Source organism: Novosphingobium sp. (assembly GCF_036820275.1).
GTDB lineage: Bacteria > Pseudomonadota > Alphaproteobacteria > Sphingomonadales > Sphingomonadaceae > Novosphingobium.
Map to the genome: position 1 here is coordinate 83,612 of NZ_DAISLT010000024.1, position 10,673 is coordinate 94,284.

The 10,673-nt window shown below is 69.8% G+C and carries 10 protein-coding genes and 1 riboswitch; of the genes, 9 read left to right on the top strand and 1 reads right to left on the bottom strand.

Annotated elements, in window-relative coordinates; genetic code table 11:
- The first annotated feature begins 44 nt into the window (after positions 1-44).
- A complete protein-coding gene (paoC, locus tag V7066_RS18245) occupies positions 45-2,243 on the top strand; it encodes an aldehyde oxidoreductase molybdenum-binding subunit PaoC (protein WP_334184418.1) in 2,199 nt (732 codons plus the stop codon).
- Between the two features lie 12 nt (positions 2,244-2,255).
- On the opposite strand, the gene V7066_RS18250 is transcribed toward paoC, so the two are convergent.
- Entirely contained in the window at positions 2,256-3,536 is a 1,281-nt protein-coding gene (locus V7066_RS18250) for a cobyrinate a,c-diamide synthase (RefSeq protein WP_334184407.1), read from the bottom strand.
- Between the two features lie 73 nt (positions 3,537-3,609).
- A riboswitch (cobalamin riboswitch) is annotated at positions 3,610-3,801 on the top strand.
- Between the two features lie 224 nt (positions 3,802-4,025).
- On the opposite strand from V7066_RS18250, the gene V7066_RS18255 reads away from it, so the two are divergent.
- The 8 genes from V7066_RS18255 to cobU are packed head-to-tail and all read left to right on the top strand — an operon-like array spanning position 4,026 to position 10,624.
- Complete coding sequence (locus tag V7066_RS18255) at positions 4,026-4,433, top strand: DUF1636 domain-containing protein (RefSeq protein WP_334184408.1); 408 nt, start codon at positions 4,026-4,028, stop codon at positions 4,431-4,433.
- Complete coding sequence (gene cobT, locus V7066_RS18260; protein WP_334184409.1) at positions 4,430-5,458, top strand: nicotinate-nucleotide--dimethylbenzimidazole phosphoribosyltransferase; 1,029 nt, start codon at positions 4,430-4,432, stop codon at positions 5,456-5,458. Before V7066_RS18255 ends, cobT begins: the two co-directional genes overlap by 4 nt.
- The gene (locus tag V7066_RS18265) at positions 5,455-6,036 is read left to right on the top strand and encodes a histidine phosphatase family protein (protein WP_334184410.1); all 582 of its coding nucleotides are present in this window, start codon (positions 5,455-5,457) and stop codon (positions 6,034-6,036) included. Before cobT ends, V7066_RS18265 begins: the two co-directional genes overlap by 4 nt.
- Positions 6,033-6,746, top strand: a complete 714-nt coding sequence (gene cobS / locus V7066_RS18270) for an adenosylcobinamide-GDP ribazoletransferase (protein WP_334184411.1) — start codon at positions 6,033-6,035, stop codon at positions 6,744-6,746. The genes V7066_RS18265 and cobS overlap by 4 nt, the downstream gene beginning before the upstream one ends.
- Positions 6,743-7,726 (top strand): threonine-phosphate decarboxylase, encoded by a 984-nt coding sequence (locus V7066_RS18275; RefSeq protein ID WP_334184412.1) that lies wholly within the window; start codon positions 6,743-6,745, stop codon positions 7,724-7,726. Before cobS ends, V7066_RS18275 begins: the two co-directional genes overlap by 4 nt.
- A complete protein-coding gene (gene cbiB, locus V7066_RS18280) occupies positions 7,723-8,673 on the top strand; it encodes an adenosylcobinamide-phosphate synthase CbiB (protein WP_334184413.1) in 951 nt (316 codons plus the stop codon). The genes V7066_RS18275 and cbiB overlap by 4 nt, the downstream gene beginning before the upstream one ends.
- Entirely contained in the window at positions 8,661-10,115 is a 1,455-nt protein-coding gene (locus V7066_RS18285) for a cobyric acid synthase (RefSeq protein WP_334184414.1), read from the top strand. The genes cbiB and V7066_RS18285 overlap by 13 nt, the downstream gene beginning before the upstream one ends.
- The gene (gene cobU, locus V7066_RS18290) at positions 10,112-10,624 is read left to right on the top strand and encodes a bifunctional adenosylcobinamide kinase/adenosylcobinamide-phosphate guanylyltransferase (protein WP_334184415.1); all 513 of its coding nucleotides are present in this window, start codon (positions 10,112-10,114) and stop codon (positions 10,622-10,624) included. Before V7066_RS18285 ends, cobU begins: the two co-directional genes overlap by 4 nt.
- The last annotated feature ends 49 nt before the right edge of the window (positions 10,625-10,673 follow it).

The following is a 10,673-nucleotide window of genomic DNA, read 5'->3' on the forward strand; positions in this document are numbered from 1 at the left end:
CTGGCCGAACGCACGCTGGCGGCGCTTATCGCGGAGAACCGGGCATGAAGTTCGATACGCCTGCGGGCCCCAATCCCATCGACGCGATGAAGGTCATTGGCCAGGCGGTCGACCGCGTGGACGGCAAGCTCAAGACCACCGGGCAGGCGCCCTATGCCTATGAGCACGGAGAGGTTCCGGCCAAGCCCGCATTCGGCTACGTGATCGGGGCCGGGATCGCCAAGGGTCGCATCGCCTCTTTCCATGCCGAGGAAGCGCGCCGGATGCCGGGCGTGCTGGCAATTGTCTCCACCGAGAACGCGCAGCCGCTCGGCAAGGGCAACATGAACACCGCCAAGCTGCTCGGCGGGCCGAACGTCGATCACTACCACCAGGCCCTGGCCGTGGTGGTCGCAGAGAGCTTCGAGCAGGCGCGCAGCGCCGCCAATGCGGTGCGGATCACTTACGACCGCGGGCAGGGGCGCTTCGATCTGGTCAAGGAAAAGCCCGGCGCGCAGTCGCTCACCGGCAATGATGCCGACACGCATACGGGCGACTTCGCGGGAGCATTCGCCTCGGCGCCGGTGCAGGTGGACCAGACCTACACCACGCCTGACCAGAATCACGCGATGATGGAGCCTTTCGCCACGATCGCCTGGTGGGAAGGAGATGCGCTGTCGGTCTGGACCTCGAACCAGATGATCGCCTGGAACAAGCGCGAATTGGCCACGACGTTCCAGATGCCGCCGGAAAAGGTCCATGTCCGCTCGCCTTATGTCGGCGGCGGTTTCGGGGGAAAGCTGTTCCTGCGTGCCGATGCCGTCATGGCGGCGCTCGGGGCCAAGGCCTGCGGCAGGCCGGTCAAGATCGCCATGCCGCGCCCGCTGATGCTCAACAACGCCACTCACCGTCCGGCGACGATCCAGCGCATCCGCCTGGGCGCGACGAAGGACGGCAGGCTCACCGCGATCGGCCACGAAAGCTGGTCGGGCGACTTGCCCGGCGGCGGCCCGGAAGCGGCGACGCAGCAGACCAAGCTGCTCTATGCCGGGGCCAATCGCCTGACGGCGATGCGGCTGGCCGAACTCGACTTGCCCGAAGCCAACGCGATGCGCGCGCCGGGCGAGGCGCCGGGACTGATGGCGCTGGAGATCGCCATCGACGAAATGGCCGAGAAACTGGCCATGGACCCGGTGAAGTTCCGCGTGCTCAACGACACCCAGGTCGATCCCGAGAAGCCCGAGCGTCCGTTCTCGCAGCGGAATTTCGTGCGCTGTCTCGAAGACGGCGCGGCGCGGTTCGGCTGGAACCGGCGCAGTGCCAGGCCCGCGCAAGTCCGGGAAGGGCGCTGGCTGATCGGCATGGGCGTCGCGGCGGCGTTCCGCAACAATATCAACATGACTTCGGCGGCGCGGGTGCGGCTGGCGGGCGACGGCACGGTCACGGTCGAGACCGACATGACCGATATCGGCACCGGCTCCTACACGATCATCGCCCAGACCGCGGCGGAGATGATGGGGCTGCCGGTCGAGAAAGTGCACGTGAAGCTGGGGGATTCATCGTTCCCGGCATCGGCGGGTTCGGGCGGCCAGTGGGGCGCCAACAGCTCGACTTCCGGCGTCTATGCGGCCTGCGCGAAGCTGCGCGACATGGCGGCGCAGCGGCTCGGCATGGACCCGGCCGGTGTGCAGTTCGTCGACGGCGAGGTCCGCGCGGGCAACCGTTCGGTGGCGCTGGCCGAAGCGGCGAAGTCCGGCGAGCTTGTCGCCGAAGAGACGATGCAGTGGGGCGATCTCGGCAAGACGTTCCAGCAATCGACTTTCGGTGCGCATTTCGTCGAGGCGGCGGTGGATTCCTACACCGGCGAGACGCGGGTGCGGCGCATGCTGGCGGTTTGCGCCGCCGGGCGCATCCTCAACCCCAAGACCGCGCGCAGCCAGGTGATCGGCGCGATGACGATGGGCGTCGGCGGCGCGTTGATGGAGGAACTGGCGGTCGACAAGCGCTTCGGCTTCTTCGTCAATCACGACCTTGCCGGGTACGAAGTGCCGGTCCACGCCGACATTCCGCATCAGGAGGTGGTGTTCCTCGACGAGGCGGACGACAAGGTCTCGCCGATGAAGGCCAAGGGCGTGGGCGAACTCGGCCTCTGCGGCGTGGGTGCGGCGGTGGCGAACGCCGTTTACAACGCGACCGGAGTGCGGGTTCGCGACTATCCGATCACGCTCGACAAGTACCTCGAGAAGCTGCCGGCGATCGCCTGACCGGCTGCGATCTCACCCCAGCAACGCCGCGATCAGTTCCGGCGCGGACGGGAAGTAGAGGTGCATGTAGCTCGCCGTGAGCGAGCCTTGCCGGAATATCCGCTCGCCCGTGCGCCCGTCCGGCGTCCGGGCGAGCGCGATCGGTTCGAGGGCGGTCTCCAGCCGGGAATAGTGGAAGGTGTGGCCGCGCACCGTGTGCCCCGCCATGTCCGCCTCCTGCATGCCGAGTGCGACCAGACGCTTCTGCATGGCCGCGCGCGCCGGGAGCAGGCCCAACATCGGTGCGCCGGTGCCCGCCGCATCCGTCAGCCCTTCGCAGGCGTAGAGCATGCCGCCGCATTCCGCGAGGATTGGACGCCCGGCCAGGAAATGGCTCCGGACAGCCTCGATCATCGGGTGGTTGGCAGATAGGGTGGTCAGGTGAAGCTCGGGGTAGCCGCCCGGCAGCCAGAGCGCGTCGCAGTCCGGCAAGGTGACATCGCGCAGGGGCGAGAAGAACGAGAGCCGCGCGCCCGCGCGTTCCAGGAAGTCGAGGTTGGCGCGGTAGATGAAGCCGAAAGCCTCGTCGCGAGCGATGGCGATCCGCCTGCCTGCCAAGGCGGCGGGAACCGGCGGAGCGGCGCGTGGCGCCGGGAAGGTTACGGGGTCGGGCAGCCACAGCGCGCTTTGCGGAAGCAGGTCGGCAGCCCGGTCGATACGGGCTTCGATATCCGCGATCTCGCCCGCCTGCACGAGGCCGAGGTGGCGCTCGGGCAGGCCCATGTCCTCGTTGCGCCGCATCGCGCCGAGCCACTGCACGCCTTCCGGTATCCCGCATTGCAGAAGTTCGGCATGGCGCTCGCTGCCGACCCGGTTGGCGAGCACGGCGGCCAAGGTCACGTCCTCCCGATATGTGGCGAGGCCGTGGACGAGCGCGCCGAAGGTCTGCGCCATCGAGGACCCGTCCATCACCGCCATGACCGGCAGGCCGAAATGCCGGGCGAGATCGGCCGAGGAGGGCGTGCCGTCGAACAGGCCCATCACGCCTTCGACGAGGATCAGGTCGGCCTCCTGCGCCGCTTCGTGCAGCAGCGCGCGGCACTGGTCCTCGCCGCACATGAACAGGTCGAGCTGGTGGACCGGCGCGCCGCTGGCCACTTCGTGGACCATCGGGTCGAGGAAGTCCGGCCCGCACTTGAACACCCGCACCCGGCGTCCGGCGCGGACATGGCGCTGGGCGAGGGCGGCGGTGACGAGGGTCTTGCCCTGTCCCGAGGAAGGGGCGGCGACGAGCAGGGCGGGGCAGGCGGTCATCGGCGCCGGGACCTATGGCACTTCGCGAAGGCGCGCAAGCGGCGGGCTCTTGCACGCGGGGCCGCCACCCGATAGGGCCGCCCCTGCGACAGGTTCCCCGCGAGGGGATCAAAAGGGAACGCGGGTTCAAGACCCGGGCTGCCCCTGCAACTGTAAGCGGCGAGCCGTGCGGCCATTTCGCCATTGGGGGTGCAAGCTCCTGAGAAGGCGGCCGAACCGGCACCGACCCGTGAGCCAGGAGACCTGCCTGCCGCAGTCGTTCTTCGACCGGACAGGGTGAGCCGGGCGAACGGGGCCATTCCTCGCAGAGCGACAGCCACTGCCGTGCCGGTGCGGCGCGAAAGGGTCTGTCGTCGCCTGCCCGCACGACTGCCGCCTTTCGTGTGCGCGCCGACCCGGCCGGGTTCGATGCTCGCTGGAAGGACATGCCGTGAACTGCCGACTATTCGTTACCGCCATTCTCGCTTTCGCGTCGGGGAGCCGGTTCTGATGCTGCACCCCGTCGAACCCGGTCCTTCCGTGGTGGTGTGCAACACCTGCCGTCACTCCGCCGAAGCGCGCGAGAACGAAGCGGGTCAGCGCGGCGGCACCCTGCTGGCCGAGGCCATGCGGGACGTACAGGCTGCCGAACCCGCGCTTCAGGGCGTTGCGGTTCAGGAAATGCCCTGCCTCTTTGCCTGCCAGCGCCACTGCACCGTGGCGATCCGCGCGCCGGGCAAGCTTGGCTATGTCCTCGGCGATTTCGCGCCGGACGCAGACGCCGCCCGCGCGATCCTTGAGTATGCCGTGCGCCATGCCGCCAGCGAGCACGGGCAAGTGCCGTACCGCGAGTGGCCGCAGGGCGTGAAAGGCCATTTCATTACCCGCACGCCGCCGGAAGGGTTCATCGGCACATGATCCGCTTCGAGAACCGCGCCGCCTTCGCCGCCGCGCTGGCCGCCTTGCCCGAACCTGACGGTGCGGCGCTGGAAGCGGCGCGCGCACGACAGGCGGTGCTCACCAAGCCGCTCGGCTCGCTCGGTCGGCTGGAAGACATCGCGGTGTTCATGGCCGGTTGGCAACGGCGCGAACGTCCGCGGGCGGAGCGCATCCGCGCCGTGATCTTCGCGGGCAACCACGGCGTCGCCGCTCGCGGGGTCAGTGCCTATCCGCCTGAAGTCACCGTGCAGATGGTCGCCAATTTCGAGGCGGGCGGCGCGGCGATCAATGCGCTGACCGGGGCCTGCGGCGCGGAGCTGGCGGTGGTGCCGCTCGATCTCCACCGTCCGACCGGCGATATCACCCGCGAGCCGGCCATGAGCGAGGCGGAATGCCTTGCCGCGCTCAATGCCGGCGCGGCTGCGGTCGCGGCGGACAGCGACCTGTGCTTCGTGGGCGAGATGGGCATCGGCAATACGACGCCCGCCGCCGCGCTCGCGGCGCAAGTCTTCGGCGGTGAGGCGGCCGAGTGGGTCGGGCGCGGCACCGGGCTCGACGATGCCGGGCTCGTCCGCAAGGCCGAGGCGGTTGCGGCTGCCCTCGCGCTGCACGGGGCCGATTGCACCGACGCTTTCGAGACCTTGCGCCGTCTCGGCGGGCGCGAGATTGCGGCCATGGCGGGCGCGGTGCTGGCGGCGCGACACTTGCGGGTGCCGGTCCTGCTCGACGGGTTCATCGCCTGCGCGGCCATGGCGCCGCTGCTGGCGGACAATGGCGCCTTTCTGGGACACTGCCTGGCGGCGCACTGCTCGGCCGAGGCGGGACATGTCCGGCTGCTCGAACGCTTCGGACTGGACCCGCTGCTGCACCTTGGCATGAGGCTGGGCGAAGGCTCGGGCGCGGCGGTGGCAGCGCAAATCGTGCGCTCGGCGCTGGCTGCGCATGACGACATGGCCACTTTCGCGGAGGCTGCGGTCGCAGGGGCAGGGCCTGTGGAAGCGTGAACGGCGTGCTCGTCCACCTCATGCGCCACGGCGCGCCGCGCGAGCCGGGGCTGCTGCTCGGCCACCGCGACGATCCGCCGACGCCTGCCGGGGTGGCACACTGCGTGACGCGGGCGACAGGCCTGACGTTCGAGCGGGTGGTTTCCTCCGATCTGCAAAGATCGAGCATTCCCGCCGCGCAGATCGCGGCGATGCGTCGTCAGCGGCATGACCTCGACCCGCGCTGGCGCGAAATCGACTTCGGGGCCTGGGACGGGCTTGCCCCCCAGCAGCTCGATCCGGCTGTGCAGGCGCGGTTCTGGGACGATCCCGAGATCCATGCCCCGCCCGGCGGCGAGCGCTGGTCGCAACTCCGCGCCCGCATCGGCGAGGCGCTCATGCAGATCGACCGTGCCAGCCTGATCCTCACCCACGGCGGTGCCATGCGCGCGGCGCTTGCGGTGTTGTTCGGCTTCGATCACCGGCAGGTCTGGGCCTTCGAACTGCCTTACGGCGCGCTGGTCAGCCTGCGCCTCTGGCCGGGCGAGGGCCTGCCCGCCGCGCAGATCCTCTCGCTCGACAGCGGCCAGGCATCATGAGGCGGCTCGTCCTCGCGCTTCAGTTCCTGACGCGACTGCCGCTTCCGGCGGTGCGGGCCGATGCGGAGGATTTTGCCGCGTCGATGCGCTGGTTCCCGGTGGCGGGACTGGCCGTGGGCGCCGCGGTGGCGGGCGCCTGGTGGCTGGGCGCCCGGATAGGCGACGATTGGCTCGCCGCGCTGCTGGGGCTTGTGGCCTGGGTCGGGATGACCGGTGCGCTCCATCTCGACGGACTGGGCGACGTGGCCGACGGCGCCGGTGCGGCGCACAAGGACCGTGCTCGGCTTTCGGCGGTGATGGCCGATCCGCACGTCGGCAGTTTCGCGGTCGTGGCGATCGCCCTGCAACTCGCGGCGAAGCTGGTGCTGCTCCATGCTCTTGCACCGGGAGCGGTCTGGGCCTTGCTGCTCGTCGCCCCGCTCGCGCGGATCGCGCCGTTGGCCTGGACAAAGGCGCTGCCGCCGCTGCACGAGGGGCTGGGTAGCCGGTTCCGCAGTGCAGTAACGTGGTGGCATGTCGCTTTCTGGAGTGTCTCGGCGGCTATCGTCGTCCTGTTCATCGCGCCGCCGCTGCTGGCGCTGTTCCTTGCCGTCCCGGCATGGGGCTGGTGGTTGCGACACCGGATCGGCGGTATCTCGGGCGACGGCCACGGCGCCGGGATCGAAGTCGTGGAGAGCCTGCTGCTGCTGGCGCTGGTGGTGATCCGATGAGCGGGGCTTTCGTCTTCCACGGCGGCCGCGTGAGCGAGGCGGCGCGGGCCTACGGCGGTGCGCCTGCGGACTGGCTGGACCTTTCGACCGGCCTCAACCCCCGGCCCTGGCCCGTGACCCAGCCTGTCGACTGGACCGCCTTGCCCGACCCCGATGCCCTTGCCCGCCTGGAAGCCGAGGCTGCGCGGCATTTCGGGGTGGCGCCGAACCTCTGCTGCGCGGTGCCGGGCAGCGAGACCGCGCTGCGCCTGCTTGCCAAGGCGCTCGATCTGCCGGGGCGCGCGCTGGTCCCGGCCTATCGCACCCATCGCGAGGCGTTCTTCCCTTCCCGTCCGGCGCAGTTCGGTGAGCCACCTCGGGCGAAGGAGGTGTTCGTCCTGGCCAATCCCAACAACCCGGACGGCGTGCTGCGCGATCCCGAGGCGGTGATCGCATGGGCGGAGCGGATCGACGAAAGCGGCGGCTTTCTGATCGTCGATGAGGCCTTCGCCGACTGTCACCCCGAAACCAGCGTCGCCCGCGCCTGCGCGCCGGGGTTCCGGATGATCGTGCTGCGCTCGTTCGGGAAGTTCTTCGGTCTCGCCGGACTGCGGCTGGGCTTCGTGCTGGGGCCTCCGGCGCTCATGATGCTGTTGCGGCAGATGCTGGGCAGCTGGCCGGTCCACGCGGCGGCGCTCTCGCTGGGGACGGCGGCCTATGCCGACCACGCATGGATCGCACGGACGCGCGAGGAACTGCCGCTCCGCGCCGAAGCGCTCGACGCAGTACTGCGCCGGCACGGACTTGAGCCGGAGGGCGATTGCCCGCTGTTCCGGCTCGTCACCGGCTGCGAGGGACAAGTGCTGTTCGAACGATTGGCGTCCGCCCGCATCCTCGTGCGGCCCTTTGCCGAGCATCCGGGCTGGGTCCGTTTCGGGGTTCCCGCCGATGCTGCCGGGCTTGCCCGTCTCGACGAGGCCCTTTCCGGGATGGCGCGATGATCGCGCCGGTCGCGTTTGCCGCCATGGCGCTGGAAGGCGCGCTCGGCTGGCCGGGGCGCCTCTACGGCGTGATCGGCCATCCGGTCGGGCTGTTCGCGAGAGTCATTTCCGGCTGCGAGCGCAAACTCAACCGCGCGGACTGGTCCGACATGGCGCGGCGGATCGCCGGTCTCGGTGCGATGCTGGGGCTGATCGCGGCGGTACTGCTCGGCATGGGACTGGTGGTCTGGCTGGTGAGGGGATGGACCGGGGCATGGGCATGGTTGCCGCTCGCGCTGTTGGCATGGCCTGCCCTCGCGGCGCGCAGTCTCGACGACCATGTCCGCCCGGTGCTTGTCGCACTGGAGCGCGGCGATCTGGTTGAGGCGCGCCATGCCGTCGGCATGATCGTCGGCCGCGATACGGCGGGGCTGGACGCGGCGGGCGTGGTTCGTGCCGCCATCGAAAGCCTCGCGGAGAGCTTCTGCGACGGCGTGGCGGCGCCGCTGTTCTGGGTGCTGCTCGGCGGCGTTCCGGGGGCCTGGGCCTACAAGGCGATCAACACGGCGGACAGCCTGATCGGTCACCCGGAGGAACCGCTGCGCGCCTATGGCTGGGCGGCGGCGCGGATCGACGATCTGGCGAACCTCCTTCCCGCGCGGCTGGCGGGCGTTCTGCTTTGCCTTGCAGGAGGAGCAGGTTGGCGGGTCATGCTGCGCGACCATGCGCGGCACGCTTCGCCCAATGCTGGTTGGCCCGAGGCGGCCATGGCGGGAGCGCTGGGCGTGCGGCTCGCCGGGCCGATCGTCTACGACGGGACCCTTGCCCCCAAGCCGTGGATCGGGGAGGAGGGCCGCACGGCGGGTGCGGCGGACTTGCGGCGGGCGCTGGCGGTCTATCGCCGGGCCTGCGCCCTTCTCGCCATTGTTGCCCTGGGAGTGGAAGCGGGAGTCGCATGGCTGGTTTGATGTTGCAGGGGACCGGCTCGGACGTCGGCAAGTCCGTGCTGGTGGCGGGGCTGTGCCGCGCGCTGTCCAATCGCGGGCTGAAAGTCCTGCCGTTCAAGCCGCAGAACATGTCGAACAATGCCGCCGTTACTCCGGAGGGCGGCGAGATCGGCCGGGCACAGGCGCTTCAGGCTCTGGCAGCGCGGGTGCCTCTCCACGTCGATATGAACCCGGTGCTGCTGAAGCCGCAGGCCGACCGAACCTCGCAGCTCGTGGTGCACGGCGAAGTACGCGGTACGCTCGGCAGCGCCAATTTCCGCGAGGCGCGCCGCACCCTGCTGCCCGAAGTCATGGCGAGCTATCGCCGTCTGGAGGCGCGCTGCGACCTCGTGGTGGTGGAAGGCGCAGGCTCTCCGGCGGAGATCAACTTGCGCGCCGGGGACATCGCCAACATGGGCTTCGCGCGCGAGGCCCATGTACCGGTGGTGCTGGTCGGCGACATCGACCGGGGCGGGGTGATCGCGGCCGTGGCGGGCACGCGGGCGGTGATCGATCCCGAGGACGCAGCCATGATCCGGGGCTTCCTCATCAACAAGTTCCGCGGTGATCCGGCGCTTTTCGCCGACGGCTATGCGGCGATCGAGCGGCTTTCCGGCTGGCGCGGCTATGGCGTCATGCCATGGGCCCGCGCGGTCGGACGCCTGCCGAGCGAGGATGCAGTCGTGCTCGAACGCGGACTGGGCGGAGGCACCGGCAAGTTGCTGGTCGCTTTCCCGATCCTGCCGCGTATCGCCAATTTCGACGATCTCGACCCGCTGCGGCAGGAGTCGGGCGTGGAAGTCGCGATGATCCCGCCGGGTACGCCGATCCCGGCCGAGGCGGCGCTCATCGTCCTGCCCGGCTCAAAGGCCACGATGGCCGACATGGCCTTCCTGCGCGCCGAAGGCTGGGACATCGACGTGCTTGCGCACCATCGGCGTGGCGGCATGATCCTTGGGATCTGCGGTGGCTACCAGATGCTCGGGCATGCGATCGCCGATCCGCTCGGCATCGAGGGTGTTCCGGGCGAAATCGCCGGGCTGGGCCTGCTCGACGTGACGACGGTGCTGGGCGACCGCAAGGCCTTGCGGGAGGTTTCGGGCCGGGCGCTGGGCGCGGATCTGACCGGCTACGAGATGCACATGGGTGTCACCGAGCGGGGGCAGGCGAAGCCTTTCGCGCTGCTCGGCGGCGAGCACCCCGACGGTGCCGTCGATGCGTCGGGCCGGGTCATGGGGACGTATTGCCATGGCCTCCTGGCTTCGACGGGCTTGCGCGCCGAACTCATGGCGCGGCTCGGCGGGGAGAGCGACGGGCTTGATCACCAGGCCGGGGTCGATGCCGCGCTCGACGAACTCGCCGTCGAAATGGAACGGCATCTCGATATCGACGGCCTGCTGGCCCTCACGGAGTTTCGCGCATGACCTCTACCCTCGTTCTGGGCGGCGCCCGTTCCGGCAAGAGCCGCCACGCGCAGGCGCTGGTCGAAGCGGTTCCGGGGGCCGAAAAGCTGGTCTATATCGCCACCGCACAGGCGCTCGACGATGAGATGGAGGCGCGGATCGCCCGCCACCGTGAGGATCGCGGGCCGCGTTGGTCCACGCTGGAAGCGCCCACGGCCCTGGCCGAAGGGATCGAGCGGGCGTCACGCGAAGCAGATGCCGTGCTGGTCGATTGCCTGACGCTCTGGCTGTCCAACCTGATGCTCGCCGACGTGGCCTTGCAGCCGCAGTTCGACGGCTTGTGCCGGGCAATCGCGAGCTGTCCGAAGCCGCTGGTGCTGGTTGCCAACGAAGTGGGATTGGGGATCGTGCCTGATACGCCGCTCGGGCGGCGGTTTCGCGACGAAGCCGGGCGGCTCAACCAGCAGGTGGCGGCAACGGTTACCCATGCGGTGTTCGTGGCGGCGGGATTGCCGCTGACGCTCAAGTAACACGGCAAAGAAAAAGCCGCCCGGGACAGGGCGGCTTTTCCGTTTGGCC